The following is a 25,333-nucleotide window of genomic DNA, read 5'->3' on the forward strand; positions in this document are numbered from 1 at the left end:
CTCCGCACAGTTGAGTAGGGCTGTAAAAGCTGATGAAATCAGCGTAGTAGAGCCCACTCAACCACTGCGTCTTGCTCGACAATCCAAAAATAATTGAGAGGCTAGGACTTTTGTCCCAGCCTCATTTCGTTTCTTACAATTCAGCAATTTGGTTCAAGTTCACTTCTGCAACCGTATCGTTACCGAACATAGAAATGACCATTTTCACCTTGTTGTTATCAATTTCAGTGATCTTACCAGTATAGTCTGTGAAGGCACCGTCGATGATACGAACTGTATCGCCCACCTTGACATCCAAATCAAACTCTTGAACAGTTTGACCCATAGAGAGCAAGATACTGCGGATTTCTTCTTCCAACAATGGGGTTGGTTTTGAACGGTTCCCGTGTGATCCGACGAAACCAGTAACGTTCGGTGTATTCCGAACGACAAACCAAGCTTCATCTGTCATGACCATTTCTACCAAGACATAACCTGGGAATCGGTTTTCTTCGATTTCTTTTGTTTTACCATTTTTCTCAACTTGTACGGTTTGAGTTGGAATCTCTACACGCAAGATATTTTCTAACATATTGTAAGTTTGCGCACGTTGCAAAAGATTCTCTTTTACCTTGTTTTCATATCCTGAGTAGGTTTGTAGTACAAACCAGCCTTTATCAAAACTGTCCATTTGGGCATCCTTTCTTTCTGTTTAGCCTGCTCGAGCTTTTGTGAACATACTAAAAAAAGCCTCTTGGCTTTCCTTTTCCTAGCTTCATTATACCACATTTTGCAGGAATGCAAAGAGGTTTGCTGATTTATTTTTAAGAAAAAACCGCAAAAAGTGGGAGTGGGAAAGAACTCTGATATAAAAAGGTTGAAAAGGTTCCCCAAACCTTTTCAATCTTCCCACCCCCGCATAGCTCCAACAGTCTAGGAGACTGTTGGAGGTTGCAGATAAAGGAAACATTGTTTCCGTCCACATAGGCCATCTTTGAAGCTTAAAAAGCGAACAAAGATGCCAATCAACCACTGCGTCTTGCAGTTATTCCTATCAAAAATCAAAGGCTGGACAGTTGTTGCCCAGCCTCATGGCTTCTTTTCTTAAAAGAAATTGATCATGTGCAATAGACCACGTGCAATGACTTTGTCGAACAAATAAATCAATGCAACAAAGAAAGCGGTGTACTCAATCACTGAGATAAAGTTTTTCCATCTTTCCTTGCGATTTGGCCAAGTTGTATCTTTTAGTAAGACGAAAATATCTTTAATGAATTTCACAACTCTCTCCTATCGTGTTTCTTTATGGATGGTATACTTGCTGCAATGTTTGCAGAATTTATTGACTTCTAGACGTGTTGGTTTTGGCGTCCCACTCAACTTAATGGAGTAATTGCGTGATCCGCAAACCGTACACGCTAGACTTGCTTTTTTTAGTGCCATAACGCCTCCGTTCACCCCATTATAGCAAGTTTTCTACATTTTGACAAGAATAGAAAATCTAGTGTCAAGAAAAAAGCAAATATAAAGCGTTATCCCACTGGTTTTCTCCTCATTTTTGGTAAAATAAAACAAAAGGAGACGAATATGAAAAGTGATAATCTAAAAGAAAGTAGAAATATCGAAGACCGCAGGGGGCAAAGCTACTCCCAGTCTTCTAGCAACAGTAACCTTGGCGGGGGGATTTTACAGATCTTACTATCGCCTGGAAGCTTCAAGAGTAAGATCATCATTATCCTCCTCATAGTCTTTCTAGGAGGAGGAGCTAGTCTTGGGGGACTCTTTGGAAATGGGACTTCTTCTCAACCTTACCAGTCCACCCAAGTTACGCGCGCCAATCAGACCCATGTCGACGATGCAGATGCCCAGTTCGTCAGCAAGGTCCTTGGGACAACAGAAGATCATTGGCACAAGGTCTTTCAAGCCGAAGGACGGACCTACCAGGAGCCCAAACTAGTCTTCTATACTGGACGGACAAAGACAGGCTGTGGGGTAGGTCAAGCATCGGCTGGCCCTTTCTACTGTCCAACCGACAAAAAGATTTATTTGGATATGAGCTTCTACAAGGAATTGACCACCAAATACAAGGCTAGCGGTGACTTTGCCATGGCCTACGTCATCGCCCACGAAGTCGGCCACCACGTACAAAACGAGCTGGGAATCCTTGGCAAATACCATCGGATGCAGCAAGGTCTTTCTGAAAAGGAACGAAATGCCATCAGCGTCCGCATCGAACTGCAGGCAGATTACCTAGCAGGTGTCTGGGCCCGCTCCATTCAAGACCGAAACCTTCTGGATATCGGCGATATCGAAGAAGCCATGAATGCAGCCCATGCCGTCGGCGATGACACTCTCCAGGAGCAAGCCTACGGCTACTCGGTGCCAGATAGCTTTACCCACGGGACTTCGGAACAACGCATGCGCTGGTTCAAACGGGGCTACCAGTACGGAGATTTGCAACACGGCGATACCTTTAGTTTGTCAGATAGTGAACTCTAAACAAAGATCTATTCAGAAATACTTCTGAATAGATCTTTTAGAATATAGACAAATTGCATTTTACATAAAACAATCTAAGTAACGTTGAAAAATTAAAATAATTAATACTATTAGGATCATTTCAACAGAAACTTTCCGCCGTGAGAAAAGTGCTAGAAACACTAGTGTTTCTAGCACTCGGGAGTTTTGGGAGTAAAACAGTTCGGGGAACTGTTTTAGCATGAGCCTAAAATTTGAAAAGCGAATGGGTTCAAAACGAATTGAACACGGGCTGCGGATCGTGTCAAAAAGATAAGTCTTCCTAGAATCTAAAGATTCTGCGTCAAACTTCCTATTTTGACTTTATCCGCCACGCCCTTTGTATCTTAATTTAGTCATGGAACTTCTTCGAAGTTCGCTGACGTCCGTACTCACCTAAGGAAAGTTGCTAAGATGACTTTATCTTCAATCTGCAAAAAACGATTCAGAAATTCTTCTGAATCGTTTTTTGATTAGAAACCAAGCCAGCCTTTGAAAGTATCCCAAGCGTTTTTCGCTTTTCCTGGGATATCGGCCTCGTCGATTGCTTTTTTCGCATCATCGACCATATTCGACGCCTTTTCTTTGACATCCTCAAAGAAACCTTTGTCTTCTTTGCTGTCTGTTTCTGTCGTTTCTTCTCCGACTGGCGCAATGCCATTTTCAGCATAAGAGTTCTTCACCGAGTCAAACTGGGTACCGTCTGTATAAGGCAGAACACTGTTGGCAACATTGCGGAAGATCTCGGACGCCGTTCCAGCACTACTGTCCGTCAAGTAGTGATTCTCATCGGTCGTTGGGAAACCAAGCCATTGACTGATGACCACATCTGGTGTGTAGCCGATCACCCATTGGTCTCCAGAGAGGTCCTTGTTAAAGCTGGTCTCTGTCGTACCAGTTTTCCCTGCCATGGTATAGCCATAAGGCGCAGCATTAACCCCTGTACCATTACTAAAGGTACCAAGCATCATATTGGTCATCTTATCTGTCGTTGAACCACTAAGCACTCGGGTTGATTTCTGGCTGTGGCTCTTGACCACTTGGCCACTTGCATTTTCGATCTTGGTAATGAGGTGAGCATCATTCATGACCCCGCCGTTAGCAAAGGTGCCATAGGCCTGGGCCATCTGCATCGGATTGGTTGTCACACCGGCCCCCAAGGCAACGGCAAGCGACTTGTCCACCTTGTCCATATTGAGCCCGAATTTTTTCCCGTATTCAAAGACCGTATCGAGACCCAAATCATTAGCGGTCGCTACGGCTGGAAGGTTAAGGGATTCTGCCAAGGCCTGGTACATCGGTACCGTTGGGCTAGACTGGATTCCCGCGTAGTTATTGACCTCATAGCTTCCATATTGGGTGGTACTATTGTCCAATTCCTTATTGGTCGACCAACCTTCAGCAACAGCTGGGCTATAGACGACTAAAGGTTTGATGGTCGATCCTGGACTACGGGCAGCCTGGGTGGCGTAGTTGTAGGTACGGAAACCTGGATTTTCATCACTGCCGACGCGCCCTACCAGAGCCCGAACCCCTCCGGTCTTAGGATCGAGTGCCACACTACCAGATTCCGCGCGCGTGCCGTCTTCCGCTACTGGGAAGAGGGCTGTATTGTCATAGATCACCTGCATACTTGCTTGGTAATTTTGATCCAGCTCAGTATAGATCCGGTAGCCATTTTTGACAATGTCTTCTTCGGTCAGGCCGTATTCATTGACCGCTTCATTGATGACCGCATCAAAATAGGATGGGTAGCGGTAATCCTCCGACTTGCCTTCATAGGCATCGACCAGCTGGCCATGGATATCGACAGCAGCAGACTGATCAGCTGTTTTCTGGTCAATATAACCAGCTGCCACCATATTTTGGAGGACCGTATTGCGGCGATTGGTCGCATTCTCTACCGAATAGAGCGGGTTATAGATTTCAGGCCCCTTGAGCATACCTGCGAGAACCGCAGACTGATCCAAGCTTAATTGACTGGCTGAAACCCCAAAATACTTCTTGGAAGCATCCTCAATACCCCAAACCCCATTTCCAAAATAGGCATTGTTGAGGTACATGGTGAGGATCTCTTTTTTACTGTATTTCTTATTGATTTCAAGCGCCAAGAAGAATTCCTTGGCCTTGCGCTCCACCGTCTGGTCCTGAGACAGGTAAGCATTCTTGGCTAGCTGCTGGGTGATGGTCGACCCCCCACCTGAGCGACCCAGAGTCAAAATCGCTAAGAAGAAGCGACCATAGTTGATCCCGCTATTCTTGTAGAAGCTCCGGTCCTCTGTTGCGACCACAGCATGTTGCAGATTCTCACTAATGGCATCGAGTTCGACATAGGTTCCTTTTTGCCCGGTCAAACTTCCCGCCTGGTCCCCATTCTTATCATAGATAATGGTAGTCGCCTTCAGTGCATTCTGCAAGTCCTTGACGTTGGTCGTCTTAGCAAGGTAGAAGAGATAGCCCCCTGTCAAGAGGCTAAAGCCTAGCCCAATGATCAGAAGAATCTTGGTCAAATGGAAGCGACGCCAGAAACGACGGAAGGGGTGTTGAGAGAGCGGTTTGCTTCTGTGCTTGCCTGAGCGACTATAAGTCGGCTCTACTGTCTCTTCCGGTAGTTCCGTGTCTGGCACTTCTTCTGCCACTGCTTTGGGTGGATGATCCTTTCTAAAAAAAGTGATCAGGTTTTCAAATAATTCTTTTATTCTATTCATACCTGTTATTGTAACACCTTATCCTTGTCCTAGCAAGAAAAGATGGCTCATCCCCTTTTCCCATTTAGTTTTCTTTAAGCTTAGATTTTGCTACAATAGGGTCATGAACTATCAATTTACCATTCCACAATCCTTTCCCCAAATGACTGTGAAAGAGCTGCTTGAGGACTACTTCCTCATTCCCCGTAAGATCCGGCATTTTTTACGAACCAAGAAGCACGTCTTGGTCAATGGCGAGACCATCAACTGGCAGAGCCCCGTTCAAAAAGGAGACCAGATCCAGCTGATCTTTGACGCGGACGATTACCCTGAAAAAGAGCTCCCCGCCGGAGACCCGAGTCTGGTCGAAGAACTCTATCAGGATGAGCATGTCATCATCGTTAATAAGCCTGAAGGCATGAAAACCCATGCCAATGAGCCGACAGAAATTGCTCTTCTCAACCATGTTTCCAGCTATGTTGGATCTACCTGCTACGTCGTGCACCGCCTAGACAAGGAAACCAGCGGAGCGATTTTATTTGCCAAAAACCCTTTTATCCTGCCCATTCTCAACCGCATTTTGGAAGATAAAAACATCCAACGTGAGTACTGGGCCTTGATCCAAGGAAGTTTAGCGCAAAAGGCCATCATCTACAAGGATAAAATCGGGCGCGATCGCCACGATCGACGCAAGCGCTTAGTCGATCCACGCAAGGGGCAGTATGCAGAAACCCAGGTGACGCAACTGAAAAAAATCGGGCGAAACAGCCTGGTCAAATGCCAGCTCAAGACGGGGCGTACCCATCAGATCCGGGTTCATCTCTCCCATCATGGACACCCGATTGTCGGGGATCCTCTCTATAACCCTGCACGCGGAGAGCGACTCATGCTCCATGCTCACCGCTTGACCTTCACCAATCCATTAACCCTTGAAACCATACAAGTCGAGGCCCCTTCCAAGAGTTTCGAAGAAGGGTTGAAAAACTGAAAAAAGAATCAAAAAAGAAGCTGAGCAAAAATTGAGCTCTATAATTTCTGTAGTGGGTAAAACTACCATAGGAATTATGGAGCCTCTTTCTTTATAGAAAAAAGCAAAAGAACATAGCCCTGTCAATCAAGGCTATGTTCTTTCAATTTTCGTAGTTGAAATTTTAACGGTCATCTGACTCTTTTAATGTCTGTTTTTTCCCATTTTTTGAAAACAAAAACAATCCAAGTAGAGTTGTCAGTCCTCCCAAGATACTCAGAACCCATTGAGAACCTGTGACTCCTGTACGCGGCAAATGTTGTTGGTCCGAATCAACTTGCTTGTAATCAGCAGTAGCAGTCGAGTCAACTATCTCTTTAAATGTCGGATCCACTGTTTCTTTTGTTACATTTTTCGATGGTTTTAGAATATCTTGTTGAGGATGATTTATCGGAGTATGAGGTTGAACAGGAATAGGTTCTGGTGTTGGCGTTGGTGTTGGTGTTGGAGCTGCCATTTCATACTCATATACGACATGAGTTGTTCCTTCTTTTAAGAAACCTGATGTAGGTGCAGATGATGGAGAAAGACCGACTAATACATATTTTTGACCATTCACTATGAGTGATTGAGGTTGCTCATTCACATTCTCCGCTGCATTATACGGTAGAGGTTGTCCATTTGAACCATAAATTGGTAGCGTTGGAGTATCGATATAGCGACTCCTTAGCTGCCTATCAGTCCCCTTTAGGACATAATCCACAACAACATCCCCTTGGGACAAAGTTGATACATCCTGGTCGGCCATATCTTCTGTCTCTGATACGTAATATGTAGCAGAACCATTTCTTAGCGTAAAGATTCGAACAAAATTAAAAAATGTCTGTTCATCAATATTCGTATCATTTGGAATAGTGGTCCAATCACCATTGTTCGGAGTAATATAGGTTTTCGGGTTCGATACAGATCTAATCAAGTGACCATCACGAACATAACTTTCATTAATTAAGGCTGGATTCGCTAAAGCACCAAGACCCTCAACACCACTATTTGAGTACACACCATGTGAAGAATACTCCTCCAAATGTTGAGATCCGTTCTCATAGCCAGAGAGCCCACCCTCGCTACTTGACTTCCAGTCCATTCGAGCATCAATCGCTAAATACTTGATTTTCTTGGCCTCTTCTAGTGGAAGAGTGACAGCAACTCGAACTGCTTGACTTTTAGAAAAATTCGTATAAATGCTATACGACAACATTTTTTCACTATCAACAAAATCGTATTCCTTATTATTAACCACATAAGGAGTCTGACCAGAAGCGACTTCTTCTGCAGTTGGAAGATTAAATGGTATGTTGTCGTAATCCTCATTCAGAGTTTCACGATCAATCACCTTCATAGGGGCATTGACCGCAACAGGATTTCCATTTTCATCCCTTGTCCCAACTAATGTAAAATCCACCTTAGCTTCTGCAAGATTCGGAATCCGAATTGCAAGATCACTTACCGTCATCATTTGATCACTAGAGTGCATTCTTTGATAAGCAACTGTATAGGAGTAGGTGACATGTTCTCCATCGCTACTGAGTGTTGCAGGATGACCTTCCACATTCACATGCCCACCGTCACTTACAATATTATCTTGTTGAGAAGAAGCCACGTTCTCTGGTTGCATCACAGGATTCGCTTCATTTAAATCTTGAGAATTAGATGTCAAAACAGTTGATGGTGCTGAAGAAGTACTATCTGTATTCTCATCTGCGTAGGCAATTGTTGACGTAAAGGCATTTAAAGTAACTACTGAAAATACTGCAATTCCTAATTTTGTCAATTTTTTCATTATTCGTCTCCCTTTCATAAAAATAATAGACCGGTTCACACCAAATATTATTTTTATCACTATTTATTGAAATGGTACGACAAAGAAATCCTATTGTCAAATAATTATTTCAACTTCAAATTATCCTACACAAATTCCGAATAATAGCCTAAAAAACAGAAACATCATCAAATTTTTTCCCCCTTTATTACAAATTAAACAAAAAATAACAGAATGTAGACAAATCCTTTCAGCAATTAAAAAAATTTCCCCTTTTAGAGACTGGATACAATATATTGAAAACTCTTAGAAATACTGATATACCACTATTTTTATGAGTTTTTACTTTCTAGAGTAAAAGAAAAAGATTGAAGAAAATTGTCCAAAATGGACTTTTTCTTCAATCTGAAAAGAAGCAAATGTTTCTTCTTTATTATTGATAACGTGGGCTAGCAAATCCTCGGATATTGCCATGACCGATTCGGTAGGTTTTTCTACGAACCTGATCATTTGAGTTTCCTTCAATGGTGTGAATAACCCCATTTGAAACGCTCTCAACAATTCCAATGTGGTCTGCAAAACCATTGTTAGGTTGGCTATCTTGATCCCAGTTGAAGGTGATAATATCCCCTGCTTTTGGTGTAGAACCTCCATCTTCATTCCAAATTCCAAGACGTTTGAAAATCTGAATGTGACGTTCGACCCCACATTCACGACCAACTAAATCGCTAAGACCTTCACGTTGGAAAATCGTTGTTACAAAGATATCACACCAGTCATCTGTATTCTTCACTGCATAACCTACAGGGAGAGGGCGCACACTGTTATAATCATTCACTAATTGTTGATGTGCCGCACTACCTCCACGGACCCCAACCAGACTGGCTGCAGCTCGTAGAACACGATCCCGTTGACCACTGTCAACACGAGGACTCAAGCCTGTTTGTCCAGTTGTACCACGCGGATTCAAGGCCGTTTGACCAAGGTTAAATCCTTCAACTCCACCATCGACATAGTCTACATAAACGTGTGTCGTATAGTTGCCAGCAAGGTTCTTATGGTTAACAGCCGAAACCTGAACATCCGTCTGCGTACCAGTCGGTGCTGTTGAATACCAGTAAAGATTTTCTTGGTGATCTTGAGACCAGGCTGCGACACGAACATTTTTAATTTGACGACCCTGAGGGGCTTGATCCACTTCTACCGTATAAGTCCCTGCTTCTACATTGACATTTTTAATAAAGGCACGTGTTTTCGTATTGGCATTACGGAACTCAACTTCAGTTGAAGAAGCCAACACGCCTACTCGACTTCCGTCATTTTGAATATAGTAAAGGTGGACATAGTACAAGCCTGTAGAATTTTTGTGGTCGCTCGCTTTGACGGATACTTTGTAATCTCCATTCGCTTGACGCGCAGCTTCATACCAGCGGATATCATCTTGGCCATCCTTATCAGACCAGATAGGAACCTGAACAGTACGAACGCCCTTAGGACTGTAGACATCCTTGATGATAACGTCAAAGGTTCCTGTATCCTTGTTGTTGTTTTGGATTAAGAGAGTGCCGGTTAGACGAGATTGATTTTTGTAATCAATAAAGGCTTTTTTGACAAACTTGTTTTGGCCCTTGGCATCCACATAGAAGACCTGCGCTTCGTATTTGCCATCAGCGTTTTCGTGGTCACTAGCTTTGGCTGTTACAGTATATGAACCATCTGCCTGGCGAGTTGGAGTGTACCAGATGATATCTTTCATCCCATTGGCATGAGACCAGAATGGAATCTTCACTTCCTTGTAGCCGTCGAAGCCTTGAAGGTTCTTAGCTGTGATGGTGAAGGTGCCGTCTTTTTCTGATTTTGTAATGGTCAGATCAGCAGATGGTTTAGAAGCTGTGTAATCGATAAAGGCTTTCTTGACAAACTTGTTTTGGCCTTTGGCATCCACATAGAAGACCTGCGCTTCGTATTTGCCATCCGCGTTTTCGTGATCACTGGCTTTAGCTGTTACAGTATATAAACCGTCTGCCTGGCGAGTTGGAGTGTACCAGATAATATCTTTCATCCCATTGGCATGAGACCAGAATGGAATCTTCACTTCCTTGTAGCCATCGAAGCCTTGAAGGTTCTTAGCTGTAATGGTGAAGGTACCGTCTGACTCTGATTTTGTAATGGTCAGATCGGCAGATGGTTTAGGAGCTGTGTAATCAATAAAGGCTTTCTTGACAAACTTGTTTTGTCCGTTAGCATCCACATAGAAAACTTGCGCTTCGTATTTGCCATCAGCGTTTTCGTGATCACTAGCTTTGGCTGTTACAGTATAAGAACCGTCTGCTTGACGACTTGGAGTGTACCAGATGATGTCTTTCATCCCATTCGCATGAGACCAGAATGGAATCTTCACTTCTTTATAACCATCCAAGCCTTGGAGGTTCTTAGCCGTAATGGTAAAGGTACCTTCTGACTCTGATTTTGCAATAGTCAAATCTGCAGAAACTGGAGATTCCTGTTGAGGAACACTCTCATTTCTTGCTGCTACCACTCGTGCGCGTGCGCCATATGGTGCGCGACTAGCTACCACAGCTGGTTGCTCTGATACAACCTTGTCGCTAGTGCCCTTGTCAGAAGACTGGTTATTGCTAAGAGTCGGTGTGACAGGTGCTTCCTCTGTTGCAATGATATTTTCTGTCTGAATACCTTTCTCAACTCCCACTCCTTCGCTCACAATATTCTGCGCTTCTAATGAAGTTGTTGTTTTTGCAACGACAGCTGATGTATTTTCTGGTATTTGATCGGACGCATGTTGCTCATCGGCTTTGACTTGTTGCGTCGAAAAAGTCAACAAAACGGCTGTCCCAGCATAAAAAATAAGATCTTTCTTTTTCATGTATCTTCCCTTACGATTTTTTATACGGATTGTACCCACATAGTAGTATTATAGCACAAACCGTTGGATCAAGAAACCTCTATAAAAGATATAAGTTGAAGTAGAAAAATAAAGTTCTTGGTTGATTCAGTAAGTCCCTATATTTTTAAATTAAAAACGAGCATCTCCGTCTATGAGAATACTCGTTTTTCCAAAACAAAATGGATTATACCTGATTGCCATTGAATAAAATTTACTTACTTTTTTAGAAATAGCTAAGCAAAAACACTGAAAAATGGCGATCCTAATTTTGCATCAATTGGATCTGTACTTTTTACTGAGAAGATGTAATCAATAGAATGCCAACCATTATTTGCTGCGTTGAATGGATCTCTCACATAGGTTTTCCCATTATCATAGCCTTGTAGGACAATTTCATGCGTATAAGGAGCATTAATAAAGATACTTTCCTCAACAGCAGCAAGAACATGTTTTCCTGATACTAAAGTTGCTGCGATTGCATCCTTGCCTGTAAGCATTTGGCTTGTCAATCCCCAGTTTTTAGTCGCAGCAACGAGTCCGTCGGCATCTGTACCAGCTACAGCAATTTTATTAAAGGAGTTGGTGTTATAATACAAATAATCCGCAATTGTGGTCGGTAACACTTCCTTTCCTAGAATATCTGTGAATGCCATAGCTAAGGAAGTCGGAACACAGCCGGATTGGTCCATATTACTCACACCATACCACTTACCAGCCCAACGAGGATCCCGTTGAGAATAATAGGTTGTTTGTGGATTCACCTTTTGATTTCGTGGAGACAAGGCTGTCTGACCGAGGTTAAAACCTTCAACTCCTCCATCTTTGTAGTCTACATAGACGTGAGTGGTATAGTTGCCCGCTTCATTACCGTGATTATTGGCAGAGACAGTGATCTCTGTGTGCATACCTGTCGGTGTTGCGGAATACCAGTAAAGATTTTCTTGGTGCGCTTTAGACCAAGCTGCGACACGAATATTCTTAATCTGACGTCCCTGAGGTGCTTGATCTACAGCTACTGTATAAGTCCCGTTCGTTGCATTGACATTCTTGATAGAAGCTTGCGTCTTGGTCATGGCATTTCTAACTTCTACGTCTGTAGTCGTGGTACCAATACCGATCCGAGAACCATCATTTTGAATGTAATAAAGGTGAACATGGTACTTACCAGTAGAGTTCTTGTGATCGCTCGCTTTGACCGATACCTTGTAATCTCCGTTCGCTTGACGAGTCGCTTCATACCAGCGAATATCGTCTTGGCCATCCTTATCAGACCAAGTAGGGACTTGCACAGTCTGCACCCCTTTAGGGCTGTAGACATCCTTGATGATGACGTCAAATGTTCCCGTATCCTTATTGTTGTTTTGGATCAAGAGAGTGCCGGTTGGACGAGATTGATTTTCGTAATCAATAAAGGCTTTCTTGACAAACTTGTTTTGGCCTTGAGCGTCCACATAGAAGACCTGCGCTTCGTACTTGCCATCAGCGTTTTCGTGGTCACTGGCTTTGGCTGTTACAGTATATGAACCGTCTGCTTGACGAGTTGGCGTATACCAGATGATATCTTTCATCCCATTGGCATGAGACCAGAACGGAATCTTCACTTCCTTGTAGCCGTCGAAGCCTTGAAGGTTCTTAGCTGTGATGGTGAAGGTGCCATCTTTTTCTGATTTCGTAATGATCAGATCGGCAGATGGTTTAGAAGCTGTATAATCAATAAAGGCCTTTTTCACAAACTTGTTTTGGCCCTTGGCGTCCACATAGAAGACTTGCGCTTCGTACTTGCCATCAGCGTTTTCGTGGTCACTGGCTTTAGCTGTTACAGTATATGAACCGTCTGCCTGGCGAGTTGGAGTGTACCAGATGATATCTTTCATCCCATTGGCATGAGACCAGAATGGAATCTTCACTTCTTTATAACCATCGAAACCTTGAAGGTTCTTAGCTGTAATGGTGAAGGTGCCATCTTTTTCTGATTTTGTAATAGTCAGATCAGCTGCGACAGCATTGGCCGGTTTTGTCGCCGTATAATTGATAAAGGCCTTTTTCACAAATTTGTTTTGACCTTGGGCGTCTACATAGAAGACCTGCGCTTCGTATTTGCCATCAGCGTTTTCGTGGTCACTAGCTTTGGCTGTTACAGTATATGAACCGTCTGCTTGGCGAGTCGGAGTGTACCAGATAATGTCTTTCATCCCATTGGCATGAGACCAGAATGGAATCTTCACTTCCTTGTAGCCATCGAAACCTTGAAGATTTTTAGCAGTAATGGTGAAGGTGCCGTCTTTTTCTGATTTTGCAATAGTCAGATCCGCTGAAACCGGAGTCTGATTTTTCTTTCCAATGGCTACTGTCGTCGTTGTTCCGCCCACACCCGTCATTTGTCCATTGTTCTGAACATAGTAAAGATGGACATTGTAAAGACCGGTTGAGTTTTTATGGTCCGCTGCTTTTACATTGACGGTATAGGTCCCATTGGCTTGACGGTTGGCTGTATACCAAACAAGGTCATCTTGACCACCTGTTTCTGACCAGATTGGGACAGAAACGGTTCGAACTCCATTTGGCGCCTTAACATTTGAGATGACAACGTCAAAGCGTCCCGTCATAGTATCGTTATTGACAATATCAATCTTCCCACTTAAGCTGCCTTCTGTTGGATCCGCTGCAGGTTTTGCGTTCGCTGTGAAGCGACCGGTATAGTCCACACTGTGGTCAAATAGGTGTTTTCCTGGAAGCAATTCCGCTTGAGAAGTGAACTGCCAGGCGCCAGCTTTCCCATTGTAACGCAAGCTTTTCGCATCGTTTACAGACAGTTTTGGAGAAGGGTATTGGGCAACCCAGAAATTCTGAAGCCCAAATTGAGCGGTGTTGACAGGACCTTTCTTGCGAAGGTTGTTTTCATCCAACCAGCTAGCACTGGTGTAGAACATCAAGTTGGTGTAGCCATTTTTACGCATTTCGTCAGCCCAAGCTTGGGTGTTGCGGTTAATATTTGGCTGCATCTTGGCATCCTCAAAGTCATTGACCATGAGGGTGTTCTTTGGAAGATTCAAGCGTTGCGCCGCTGCGATATAGAACCGTGCTTCTGCACGCGCTGCTTCTTCAGAAGTATAGCGAGAGAAGTGGTAGGTCGATACTTGCAAACCAGCTGCTTGCGCATTGCGAATTTGGTTCTCCGCATTCGGGTTCTTGTACCAAGTATCTTCTGTCAATTTGACAACGACACCGCCCACGCCTTTATTAGCTAGGGTACGGTAGTCTCCAATACTAATGTCTCCGTTATGGCTACTCACATCAACGAATGATTTTGGCTGAACCGCCACATCTGTTGAGCGACCAGCTGGAGCGTGAGCGCCTGTGTTAAAGAAGGTCGTGCTTCCTGCGTCAGACGGAAGAGAAGTTTCTTCTTTCTCAGTAGTCGATGCTTCTGTAGCTTTCTCTACAGATGTGGTTCCACTTTCTGAAGCCGCGGCCTTGTTCACAGGTGCTACAGGCTGTTCGGTCACATTTGCTGGTGCTGCATAGTTGCTTGCGACAGGTGCTACCGACTTTTCAGCAACGGCTACTTCTGGGGCTATTTCAGCTTGGACTTGGTTGCCTTCAGTAGTAGTGGCCTCGTTTGAAACCAGCTCATCTGCACTGACTCCCTGAGCAGATACAGCCATCAAGACTGCCGCTCCGGCATAAAAAATAAGATCTTTCTTTTTCATATAAACTTCCCTTTATACAAATTTTATACGTTAATCATTTTACCACACGGTTTCAGCGATGAAAAGTTTTATAAGGCGAATTTTTAAAATTAGTGATATTTTTTTGAAAAACTAAAAAAAGAAGTCCGTCTGACTTCTTTTGATCTTATGATAAATGCTTTAAGGCTGTCTTCAAGTAGTGACCATCTCGGATTTCCTGACCAACACGCTTGGCATTATCTACCAAATCTTGGTAATCGGCATCTGAAAGATTGTCGATGGTCTCCTTCAAGTCATGGAGCGACTCTACTGCTATCCCACAGCCCTTCTCAAGGACAAAGTGAGATAAAGCTGACTGTTTCCACACTACAAGCGGGAAGCCCGATGCTAGATAAAGCGATGCCTTGTGAGAGTTGTTGTAGCGAAGGTACTCGCCAAAAACACCACTACAGGTTTCCGCACTATCCCCATCCCAGACAAGTCCAAAACCACCCTCAAGAGCAGCAGGAAGTTCATCCGGTAGGAAAGAGCCAAAGTAGGTCTCATTCTCTAGGGCTCTACTCTCATCAAAGCCAACACCATAGAGGTTATAGGCCGGTGCTTCTGGAAGGGTATAAAGATAGCCAGCTTTTTCTTGTGCCAAATTTCCAGCCACAATGATCGGCTGGTCTTTTGTTTGCCCACTTTTTTCTTGAAAATCTGGAATCAAATAGTCGAAAATTCCAAGGCTGACAATCTTATCTTCCGCAATTCCCTTATCTACCAAGACAGATTTCATAACTGGATTGTGGGCGATGATCCCATCAGCTGTTTTGAGAAAACTTGCTTCTTGAAGGTACATCCGAATTCTGTGTTTTAAAGGTAGTGAAGTCATATTGGCATGGCGAAGCACTTCTAGGTCATGAATCAAGAGATAGACTTTAATCCCTCTTTTTTGTGCTTTTTTAACCAAATGGGTTGAGAAAAAACTATGGTGAAGCATTGGAAACTGGATCAGCAACTCATCTCCTTGCTTTAGTTGATCCAAGGCTTGACCAAAAGCCTTTGCCTTATGGCGTTGAGCCGCAAGGGTACTCATCTGATACCAATTGTCGACAGAAAGGACCAAGGGATGATAGCCTTCTTCTTTCACAATACTTTCTACGTCATTGCGTGCTTTATTTCCTGCGTTCTTTGCGTTGACATCATGCAGGAATTCTTCTTTTAAGTAGTATTTCATAGATTATCGTTTCTCTTAATCAAACTCATTTGCTACGACTTCTAGAGCACGCTCAATAACCACGTGCATGTCGTAGTATTTATAGTCTGCCAGGCGTCCACAGAAGATCACCTTGTCATTTTTAGCCGCTTCTTCTTGATACTTACCAAACATAGCATTGTTCTTTTCATCGTTGATTGGGTAATATGGTTCATCTCCACGTTTCCAATCAGCTGGATATTCACGTGTGATAACCGTCTTCGGTTGTGTTCCATACTCAAAGTGCTTATGCTCAATGATACGAGTGTAGGGAATCTCACGTTCTGTGTAGTTGACCACGGCATTACCTTGATGGTTTTCCTCATCCAAGACTTCGTGTTCAAAACGAAGACTGCGATATTCTAACTCACCATGTTTGTAATCAAAGTACTGGTCAATCATACCTGTGAAGACAACTTTTTCAGCTGAAGCTTCCAGTTCTTCACGATTAGCAAAGAAATCAACGCCAAGCTCTACTTCCACATCACCAAGCATGTTTTCAATGATGACGTTGTATCCACCGATTGGAATTCCTTGGTAACGGTCATTAAAGTAGTTATTATCAAAGGTCAGACGAACTGGAAGACGTTTGATGATAAATGGTGGAAGGTCGGTGGCAGAACGTCCCCATTGCTTTTCAGTATAGCCCTTAATCAATTTTTCGTAGATATCTGGACCGATCAATTTGATGGCTTGTTCTTCCAAGTTCTTCGGTTCAACATCCTTCATGTCAGCTGTCTGCTCGGCAATCTTGTCCTTGACTTCTTGAGGAGTCTTGGTTCCCCACATAGCATAGAAGGTGTTCATGTTGAAGGGGAGATTGTAAAGACTGCCCTTGTAGTTAGCTACTGGTGAATTGATATAGTTGTTGAATTCAGCGAATTGGTTGACATAGTCCCAAACTTTTTTGTTGGACGTATGGAAAATGTGGGCACCGTACTTATGGACGTTGATGCCTTCAACCTCCTCGCAGTAGATATTCCCACCGATGTGATCTCGCTTGTCAATCACTTTTACTTTTTTACCACGTTTTGTAGCTTCATGTGCGAAGATGGCTCCAGACAAACCAGCACCAACAATCAGATAATCGTACATAGTAGACTCCATTTCTCTATTTTAAAATATATCTAAACTCTTTGCCGTTTCGTTAGACTCATAGCTATAGATTAGACCTTCAAATTCCCCCAATTTCCTCACTATAAGAGAGGGAATGGACCGGCTTTTTCTTGACAACTTCTGTCGCAAAGAGTGTAAACATAAAGATGTTATAAGTCGGTACAAACCAAAATGCTTCAATCATACAGTTAATCGCAATGAGGGACAAAATTGCAACAAATAAATAACGCCCCTTCTTGAATTCATATTTTGAAACAATGACATAAATACCGACTAATAAAGCAACCGGTACGATACCATATGTAAATAACATCTGGACATAAGACGAATCGACATAATTATAATTGAGGACAGACTCTGTGCTTCCTCCGGATCCAATAAACTGAACCCCTCTTGTTCCAAACCAATTCAAAGGGTATAAATTAAAAGCATTTTTACCCAAGGATAACCGACCAGTAATGAATTGATTCATTTGAACATAAAGTGGAGATGACCAAGAAAACTGATAGGTTAAATAGATCATGCCGGTTGAAAAAAGGATGACCGAATAAGGCAACAAGTGATACAACTTCAGCTTCTTCTCCTTTGTGAAATAAAAGAAAAGAAACAGTATGACAGCGACCAAAAGTGAGATTGCATTCATACGAGCGTCACAGAACTTGATAATAAAGAGAGCTAGAAGGATGCCACTCAGAGATCGTAAGCCAATATACCTGTCTTTTAGCAAATAGGAGATCGCAACATAAAGGTAGAAACAATGGGCTGCGAAATCTGTTGGGTAGATAAACCCAAATGAATTACGGATAACGGCACCCCGACTATATTGTAGGTTTGGAACTACCTTTAATAGTGACAATAGAAATACTGTAAGGACAATCGTACCTGCAACACCTACATAAGTTTTTAAAATGACTTTCCTATCCGCATTGACCAGTAAAACCATTAAGAGAGAATAAACTAAGAAATTTAACTTATCTGTCTTGAAATAAACCATAACAGCTACCATTAATAACATGGCAGACAAAATTAGATAATGATAGGGAATCGAGATTTTATTAAAAAAACGGAGCAATAAGAGAGCTACAACCACTAAGAGGGAGCTCGCACCAACATGCAAAAAGCCCTTATTTAACATCGTAGTGGATATTGTATTAAAGAAGATCACAATCGAGACGACAAAACCAACCAGTAGATCGTCAAATTTCATTTTTATCATTAAACTACCTGATAAAGAATTTTTAAAGAAAAGCTCATTCTGTCTAGATTAGAATGCCTGCTTAGGGAACACCCCTCCTATAGCATTCTTTTCTAAAGATTTTGTTTACTTAAAAATTCATATCCTTCCTTTCTACTCTCTACTGTTTATTTAAAAATTGTTGTTTTAATTCTTTCACATCTACCACTCTCAGAGATAGGATAGCGATCAGATAAATGATCCCACCGAGCACCGCATGCACGAGTACATTCAGGGTAGGGGTGAAATGTAGGAATGGTCTTACAAGTAGCAAGAGGCCATACATCACAGCAGATGCAAAAATAATTTTTGTCATAGACCCGATAATTGGAACTTCCTTGAGGTAATGACGGGTATAGTACAGTTGAATCAGCCATACCAAGGATTCTGTTAAGACGGATACAATGGCTGCACCGATAAAACCAAAATGAGGTAAGAAGAGCACATTCAACCCGACACTGACGATAGCAGGAATCGTAGTTGACAGCATAAATTCTTTGTTCTTATCATGCGGGATGAGAATTTGAATCCCCATGATATTGGTCCATCCGATGAAGAACATACGGAAGATCATGATAGCGATGGCATAGCGAGCATCTTGGAAATCCTTCCCTAAGAAGAATCGTACAAAGTCATCGTTGACAATCAGCATACCCGCAATGATTGGAAAAATGACCAAATTATAGATCAAAAAGGACATTTGGTGCATCTTATTAACAGCCTTGTGATCTCCTGAAGCCAAAAGACTCGCCACGCGCGGAAGCATGACACTTCCTAAAGATGTCACAAGGGTCAGTAAAATATTGACCAATTTCAAGGCCTGATCATAAATCCCCACATCCTTTGTAGAGGCGAGAGCCCCCAGCATGGTTCTGTCCAAGGTGACATAGAGGGAAATGGCAATCTGCGGTAAAAAGAGCAGAATGACCGGTTTTAAATGCACCCGTGCATAAGCCGTATCAAAATGAGCTTTCCCAATGAACTCCCGAGCAGGTAGCCACATACTGAGCTGACCTAAGAGCTCAAAGATGGTGAGTAAGAATACATAGAGATACAGATCATTGGCAGATTTGACAAACAAGAAGATGGAGATGACTCCAACCAGTTTGACCGTGATATTTCGAACCGTAATCTTGCGGAAGTCCTCTAACCCCTGAAAGAGCCAGGAAATGTCTAGTCCTTTTGAAACCAAACTGAGCCCCAAAATATAGGCCACAGGGTTTTGCATAGAAGGAAGCGACAAGCACAGCAAGATATAGAGCAGGATGGACACAAAGGTCGCACCCAACTGGAGGGTATAAATCCCCCAGAAATTCTTTTGGATATCTTTGCGGTGTCCTGAGATCTCCTTGGTTCCATAGTTAGCCACTCCCAAGGTCGCCAAAAGGATAAAATAGGTGACAATGGAGTTAAAATAGCCGTAGGTCCCTAAGTCATTTGAACTAAAAACCCGCGTCACATAAGGGGTGGTGATAATCGGCAAGATAATCACCAGTAACTGGTAGGAGAGATTATAGGCGTAATTTTTAAGAACTTTCATGATTGGCTACAATCCCCACTTAAAGACCGTTTTAAACGGTGTGATCAAATCTGTCGCAAAAGCTCGATGAATGTCTGGGATAGTTTGAACTTCACCATCAACGTGAATAATGTTTTTCAAACGACTTTGGACTCGACGATTAGCCAGCATCTCTACAGCCCGCTCGAAATCTTCACGACCTGAGCGAGAAGACCCCACAAAGGTCAATCCCTTTTCAAGAACATCTCTTGTATTAACTGCGACCCGGTTATCACTAACCCCCATTAACATCACGGTTCCTTGAGGCTTGATATGATCAATAATATCATTGATGGCTGGTTCACTTCCTTGGCCACCAGTACACTCAAAGGCGTGATCAAACCGTTGGTCGTCTGTCAACTCGCTGGTCAAAATTGCTTGATGAATGAAATTAAACAATTGCAGTTTATCACTGTTGCGCCCAACTACAGTTATCTTCAAATCTGGGTATAGATAGTGTAAAGAAGTCGCAACCACATATGAAAGACTACCATCTCCTAAAATCAAAACGGACTCTCTTCGTTGATGGGCAATGAGATCAAAGCGATGAATGGCATGCATGGCAACACTACTAAATTCCGCTAAGGCTGTCACAGGACCCCGAACTTCCTCTGGATAAGCCACTACACGATCCAGTGGCAAGGCAACAACTTCCTGCATAAAGCCATTAAAGCCACTAGACAAGAAGTGCGTCCCCTCCAAATAATTTTCAAAGAAGACACCCTCTGTTTGATGAGGAGGTTGATTGGGAACCATAGCCACAATCTGTCCTGGTTGATAGGTTTCCGTAGGATCCGCTACCACGATACCAGACGACTCATGGATCAGGGCCATGGGTAATTTCTTTTTAAGCACCTTAGGATCCCGTTTTCCTTGATAGTAACGTTGGTCCGCATGACAAATAGCCATGTAATAGGGGCGAATCAACACCTTGTCTCCACGGCTCATGTCTTCTTCTTGGTATTTGATGGTAATATTTTTCGGCTGGGTCAGCTGAAAGATTTGGTTCAACATATTAATTGTCCTCAATCATACCGCGTGCAATTTTCAAATCTGTAATCGTCGTAATTTTAATATTGGAATATTCCCCTTTTGCAAGGGCAACTTTTTTGCCATTAATGACAAAGATCTTGCAGGCATCTGTCAAGACTTCTTTTTGTTGGTCACTTAAATCATGATACAAGGTAAGAAAGTCTTTCATTTTGAAGGTTTGAGGGGTTTGACCCTGATAGAGATATTGGCGCTCTGGGATCTCCGTGATAAAGGTATTGTCCAAGCTTTGAACAATGGTATCGGTCGCTTCGACCACTGTATCCACAACATCATGGCTCTTGGCCAATTCAATGTTTTCTTGGATGGTTTTTAGGCTGACAAAGGGACGAACCGAATCATGGGTGACGATAATGTCCTCATCTGTCAAAGGTTGTAGCCCATCAATAGCCAGGATGATGTTTTCGATAGTAGAGTTGCGGTCACTTCCTCCCTCTACAACCAAGATCCGGTCCTTATAAGAAGCCAAGTACTTGTCTACCAGATCTTCGGTATAGGTCACCCAGTCCGGATGAATCCCCAATACAATCTTTTGAATCTCATGGACCAATAAGAACTTCTCAACCGTGTGGATTAAAATAGGACGTCCACCCAAATCCAAAAATTGTTTGGGCATATCCGTAATCCCCATCCGTGAGCCTGTCCCACCTGCTAAAATCCCTGCATAAATCATCCTAAACCTCCTGATATTGTCTCTTTTTCCTTCTCTAGAACATGGCTATTTAGCAATCTAGCCTAGTTTTGCTCTCACCTTTTGATACAAATGAGGAGAAAGGAGCAAAAGAAGGTATTTGAGTTTATTTTTTCTTGTAATATGTGAATTGATTAGAATATCTTTCCAATAGCGACGATACTCTTTGCGAATTTTGTTAACCTGATCATACATATGAGAACCCAGCATAGCATGGACCACATGCAAGCCATTAAAGACATAGCGGGTATTGACCGCTTTTTTCATTTCCGGATCATCAGGATAGTCTCTCTCGACATAGGCTCTGTTCCATTCCATGGCCTTGTAAAAATTCAAAAGGCGATCACTATACTTCGAATTGACTGTACTACCCGCTCTTCGATAGTACTTATAAAGATGCTGACTTCCTACGGCGATTTCCTTGCAAGCAGCAATATGCTCATAGGCAATGGCCAAATCTTCATAAATCATTCCTTCTGGATAGGGGTACTGGAGTAAGATCTCTTTCTTGTAGAGTTTCCCTCCAGGATGAGTCCCTACACTATTCCCATAAAACATATGAAGAAGGGCTGCATGACGATCTAGTTTTTTACTATCTTCCAGAGGAAGGTCACCGGCGATCAAATCAGTCTGGTGATCTCGCACTTCTACGATAGAGGTCACAACCAAATCGACAGCATACTGATCCTTTAAAGCCACTAAATATTCAACAGCTTTTGTATTATAGTAGTCATCCGCATCTAGAAACATGATCCAATCAGAAGAGGCCTGTTGGACCCCGATATTTCTTGCTCGAGATTGTCCCCCATTTTCAACGTGGAACACTCGAATACGGTCATCTTCCTGAGCATACTGGTCGCAAATTTCTCCTGATCGATCAGTCGATCCATCATCGACTAGGATGATTTCAATATTTGAATAGGTCTGTTGTCTAAGACTACCGACACTATACTGTAAATACTCCTCGACATTATAAACCGGTATGACAATCGAAACCTTTTCCATTATGCTAATCCCTTCATAATAATTTCTACAATCTGTTGACAAGCCGTTCCATCTCCATAAGGATTACTTGCCTGGCTCATCTTCTCGTATTCATCTTGGTCTTCCAGAAGGAGCTTGAAGTTGCGATAGATGTTTTCTTCTTCTGTTCCGACCAATTTCAAAGTTCCTGCAGCCACACCTTCTGGACGCTCTGTCGTATCACGCATGACAAGGACAGGTTTTCCTAAAGAAGGCGCTTCTTCTTGGACGCCACCTGAGTCTGTCAAGATCATATAGCTTTGGTTCATGAAATTATGAAAATCAATCACTTCCAAGGGCTCAATGATTTTCATTCGCTCATTCTCTCCAAAAATCTTGCTAGCCAATTCTCTGACCTTTGGATTTTTGTGAATAGGATAGACCACCTTGACATCTTCAAACTCTTCTAAAATCCGGTTGACCGCACGGAACATGTGCTCCATGGGTTCTCCAAGATTTTCGCGACGGTGGGCCGTCAACATGATGAGCTTGCTCCCTTTTGCCCACTCCAATATAGGGTGGTCGTAGTCTTCTTGGACTGTAGTTTTTAAGGCATCAATAACAGTATTTCCTGTAACGAAGATATTGGTGCGCCCCTCTTTTAAGAGGTTGTCTTTTGAAACCTGGGTCGGTGCAAAGTTATAGTCTGCCACAATGGAAGTAACCTGACGATTAAACTCCTCGGGATAGGGGCTTTGAAGGTTGTATGTCCGTAAGCCTGCTTCCACATGCCCCACTTTGATGCCCATATAAAAGGCCGCCAAAGCTGTCGCAAAGGTGGTTGTGGTATCCCCATGCACGAGGACAATATCAGGTTTTTCCTCTTCTAATACCGGTTGGATTTTCTCTAAAATAGAGGTCGTGATGGTGAACAAGGTTTGGTTGGCCTTCATGATACCAAGATCATAATCTGGAGTGACTTGGAAGACATCCAAGACCTGTTCTAACATTTCCTTGTGCTGCCCTGTTACACAGACTACAGTTTCAATCGTATCGTGTTGCTTGAGTTCATTCACCAAAGGACACATTTTAATGGCTTCTGGACGCGTCCCAAACACCAACATTACTTTTTTCATTTTGAACCCTTCCTCATCGATTGGTAAAAGTTACGATAGTTGTCTAAAAAGATAGAATAGCTAAACTTAGTATCATAATCCCTCTTTGCTTGAGCAGCTAAAGAGGCTCTTTTCTCAGGATTCCCTGCCAACTCTTTAATTGCTTGAGCCAAGGCTTGCGGGTCCTCAGCTGGGACGAGGATCCCATTCTCAGAGTTCACTACTTCATTCACACCCGGAATATCTGTTGCAATCATCGTCTTGCCGTTCATAAAGGCCTCGATTGCAACCAATCCAAATCCTTCAAAGATCGATGGAAGAACACAAAAGTCAAAGCTATTGATACACTCTACCACGTCACTACGGTAACCTAAAAAATGAATTTTTTCTTCAAGAGCAAACTCTTTTGTTTGATTTATCAAATCATTTTTCAATTCTCCGTCACCGACAAGAAACAAGGACACACTTGGATTTTTCACTAGTGACATCCCTTCAATCAGATAGGTTAACCCTTTTTGCTCCGATAAGCGAGCTATACAACCTATTTTGATACCGTCACACTTAGTAATTTCATTTACAGTATGCTCACTTTGTTGCATTTTCACTCCATTATAAATCACAACAGAGTTTTTTGACCCTACATCATTAAGGATATTTTCCTGGACAGCTTGACTGACAGCAACGGTTCGAGCTTTTCCTAGGGCAAATTTATAAAGTGGCAATTTATCCTTGAAAACATTATGGGCTGTATAGACATGAATCAAGTTCGGATGACGCATCTGCAACAAACGAACATAGAAAGCAGCCATCCGGTGATGGGTGTGGACAAGAGTAATCTCATTTTCTTTGATGATCTTGGAGAGACTAGCAAGAATCTTGAGTACAGTAGCTGGCTGTTTGCTATCGACATCTAAAATTCGATGGTGTTGAATCCCATTCTCTGCCAGTTTTTCCTCCCAAAGTCCACCAGTAGACGCGACATGAACCTGATCAAATTCATCCTTGAGATCTGTCGCCAACTGATAGACAATGCGTTCTGCCCCACCGATATCCATGGTCCGCGAAATGTGAAGAATACTATTTTTTTGCTTTCCGTTTTTCATGTATTACTCTCTTAATAAAAGTGGCATTTCCTACAAAATAACGCTTAAAGAGCCGTTTGGGTTCATTGGCCACACGGAACAACCATTCCAGATTGGCTTTTTGCATCCACATAGGTGCCCGCTTGATATGACCTGAGAGGACATCAAAGCTTCCTCCCACTCCCATAAAGACAGAATTGACTCCATTGTCCATAAACTTCTGGATCAAGTACTCTTTTTTAGGAGAGGTAATGCCGACAAAGACAAAATCTGGATTCTTCTCACGAATATCTTCTTGGATAGTCTCCTCCTCTTCAGAGGAGAAATAGCCATTGCGATGACCTACTACTAGGAGATTCGGATAGTCCTTTTTAAAGATGGCCAGCATATCTGTCAAGACTTCTTCTTTTGCTCCGAAGAAGTAGACAGAGTAGCCTTTTTCATTGGCCAAATGGAGCAATTCCTGCATCAAATCAATGCCTGCCACGCGCTCTGGCACAGAATAGCCCAAATAGCGCGCAGCGAGCACAACAGAAGCACCGTCTGCATTGATGATTTCAGATTCATTGACAATCTTCTTGATGGCCTCATCTGTCGCACATTGATTGAGCTTGTCTGCGTTGACCCCCATCAAATGGAGCGGTTTTTTGTCTCGTACAAACTGTTCTGTAGCAGCAACAGTTTCAGCCATTGTTAAAGGGTCAATTCTGACCCCCATCATTGT

At 42.8% G+C, this 25,333-nt stretch carries 19 protein-coding genes; 2 read left to right on the top strand and 17 right to left on the bottom strand.

Features of this window, described 5'->3' with window-relative positions; translation table 11 throughout:
• Window positions 1–133: 133 nt before the first annotated feature.
• The 3 genes from nusG to rpmG form a co-directional block, all read right to left on the bottom strand.
• Window positions 134–670, bottom strand: coding sequence for a transcription termination/antitermination protein NusG (gene nusG, locus PCY07_RS08725; RefSeq protein WP_003002077.1), 537 nt, complete (start codon window positions 668–670; stop codon window positions 134–136).
• A gap of 413 nt (window positions 671–1,083) precedes the next feature.
• Entirely contained in the window at window positions 1,084–1,260 is a 177-nt protein-coding gene (gene secE, locus PCY07_RS08730) for a preprotein translocase subunit SecE (protein ID WP_003002261.1), read from the bottom strand.
• A 9-nt stretch (window positions 1,261–1,269) separates the two neighbouring features.
• Window positions 1,270–1,422 carry a 50S ribosomal protein L33 gene (rpmG, locus tag PCY07_RS08735; protein WP_003009043.1) on the bottom strand — a complete coding sequence of 51 codons (153 nt, stop codon included), beginning with the start codon at window positions 1,420–1,422 and terminating at the stop codon, window positions 1,270–1,272.
• A gap of 144 nt (window positions 1,423–1,566) precedes the next feature.
• Between rpmG and PCY07_RS08740 the strand changes: the two genes are divergently transcribed.
• Window positions 1,567–2,478 carry a neutral zinc metallopeptidase gene (locus tag PCY07_RS08740; RefSeq protein ID WP_301356486.1) on the top strand — a complete coding sequence of 304 codons (912 nt, stop codon included), beginning with the start codon at window positions 1,567–1,569 and terminating at the stop codon, window positions 2,476–2,478.
• A gap of 491 nt (window positions 2,479–2,969) precedes the next feature.
• Here the strand turns inward: PCY07_RS08740 and pbp2a are convergent, their stop codons facing one another.
• The gene (gene pbp2a / locus PCY07_RS08745; RefSeq protein WP_301356484.1) at window positions 2,970–5,204 is read right to left on the bottom strand and encodes a penicillin-binding protein PBP2A; all 2,235 of its coding nucleotides are present in this window, start codon (window positions 5,202–5,204) and stop codon (window positions 2,970–2,972) included.
• A gap of 103 nt (window positions 5,205–5,307) precedes the next feature.
• On the opposite strand from pbp2a, the gene PCY07_RS08750 reads away from it, so the two are divergent.
• Complete coding sequence (locus tag PCY07_RS08750; RefSeq protein ID WP_301356482.1) at window positions 5,308–6,171, top strand: RluA family pseudouridine synthase; 864 nt, start codon at window positions 5,308–5,310, stop codon at window positions 6,169–6,171.
• 163 nt (window positions 6,172–6,334) lie between these two features.
• Here PCY07_RS08750 and PCY07_RS08755 read toward each other — a convergent pair whose 3' ends face one another.
• The 13 genes from PCY07_RS08755 to PCY07_RS08815 form a co-directional block, all read right to left on the bottom strand.
• Window positions 6,335–7,990: a hypothetical protein gene (locus PCY07_RS08755; protein WP_301356480.1), complete on the bottom strand. Its 1,656-nt coding sequence runs from the start codon at window positions 7,988–7,990 to the stop codon at window positions 6,335–6,337.
• Between the two features lie 412 nt (window positions 7,991–8,402).
• The gene (locus PCY07_RS08760) at window positions 8,403–10,853 is read right to left on the bottom strand and encodes a GBS Bsp-like repeat-containing protein (protein WP_301356477.1); all 2,451 of its coding nucleotides are present in this window, start codon (window positions 10,851–10,853) and stop codon (window positions 8,403–8,405) included.
• 254 nt (window positions 10,854–11,107) lie between these two features.
• Window positions 11,108–14,584, bottom strand: coding sequence for a GBS Bsp-like repeat-containing protein (locus tag PCY07_RS08765; RefSeq protein WP_301356476.1), 3,477 nt, complete (start codon window positions 14,582–14,584; stop codon window positions 11,108–11,110).
• Window positions 14,585–14,729: 145 nt separating this feature from the next.
• Window positions 14,730–15,782, bottom strand: coding sequence for a galactofuranosyltransferase (locus PCY07_RS08770; RefSeq protein ID WP_301356474.1), 1,053 nt, complete (start codon window positions 15,780–15,782; stop codon window positions 14,730–14,732).
• Between the two features lie 15 nt (window positions 15,783–15,797).
• Window positions 15,798–16,895, bottom strand: a complete 1,098-nt coding sequence (glf, locus tag PCY07_RS08775) for a UDP-galactopyranose mutase (RefSeq protein ID WP_301356472.1) — start codon at window positions 16,893–16,895, stop codon at window positions 15,798–15,800.
• A 79-nt stretch (window positions 16,896–16,974) separates the two neighbouring features.
• Window positions 16,975–18,132, bottom strand: a complete 1,158-nt coding sequence (locus tag PCY07_RS08780) for a polysaccharide polymerase (RefSeq protein ID WP_301356470.1) — start codon at window positions 18,130–18,132, stop codon at window positions 16,975–16,977.
• Window positions 18,133–18,271: 139 nt separating this feature from the next.
• On the bottom strand, window positions 18,272–19,690 hold the full coding sequence (locus PCY07_RS08785) for a flippase (protein WP_301356469.1): 1,419 nt from the start codon (window positions 19,688–19,690) through the stop codon (window positions 18,272–18,274).
• Window positions 19,691–19,696: 6 nt separating this feature from the next.
• Window positions 19,697–20,722 carry a zinc-binding dehydrogenase gene (locus PCY07_RS08790; protein WP_301356467.1) on the bottom strand — a complete coding sequence of 342 codons (1,026 nt, stop codon included), beginning with the start codon at window positions 20,720–20,722 and terminating at the stop codon, window positions 19,697–19,699.
• Between the two features lies 1 nt (window position 20,723).
• Entirely contained in the window at window positions 20,724–21,431 is a 708-nt protein-coding gene (locus tag PCY07_RS08795; RefSeq protein WP_301356466.1) for a 2-C-methyl-D-erythritol 4-phosphate cytidylyltransferase, read from the bottom strand.
• A gap of 57 nt (window positions 21,432–21,488) precedes the next feature.
• Window positions 21,489–22,454, bottom strand: coding sequence for a glycosyltransferase family 2 protein (locus PCY07_RS08800; protein WP_301356465.1), 966 nt, complete (start codon window positions 22,452–22,454; stop codon window positions 21,489–21,491).
• Window positions 22,454–23,548, bottom strand: coding sequence for a non-hydrolyzing UDP-N-acetylglucosamine 2-epimerase (gene wecB, locus PCY07_RS08805; protein WP_301356463.1), 1,095 nt, complete (start codon window positions 23,546–23,548; stop codon window positions 22,454–22,456). Before wecB ends, PCY07_RS08800 begins: the two co-directional genes overlap by 1 nt.
• Window positions 23,545–24,630 carry a glycosyltransferase family 4 protein gene (locus PCY07_RS08810; RefSeq protein ID WP_301356462.1) on the bottom strand — a complete coding sequence of 362 codons (1,086 nt, stop codon included), beginning with the start codon at window positions 24,628–24,630 and terminating at the stop codon, window positions 23,545–23,547. Before PCY07_RS08810 ends, wecB begins: the two co-directional genes overlap by 4 nt.
• Window positions 24,605–25,327, bottom strand: coding sequence for a WecB/TagA/CpsF family glycosyltransferase (locus PCY07_RS08815; protein ID WP_301356493.1), 723 nt, complete (start codon window positions 25,325–25,327; stop codon window positions 24,605–24,607). The genes PCY07_RS08810 and PCY07_RS08815 overlap by 26 nt, the downstream gene beginning before the upstream one ends.
• Window positions 25,328–25,333: the final 6 nt, after the last annotated feature.

It is taken from the genome of Streptococcus sp. SP1, from assembly GCF_030440005.1.
In the GTDB taxonomy this organism is placed as follows: Bacteria; Bacillota; Bacilli; order Lactobacillales; family Streptococcaceae; genus Streptococcus; species Streptococcus parasanguinis.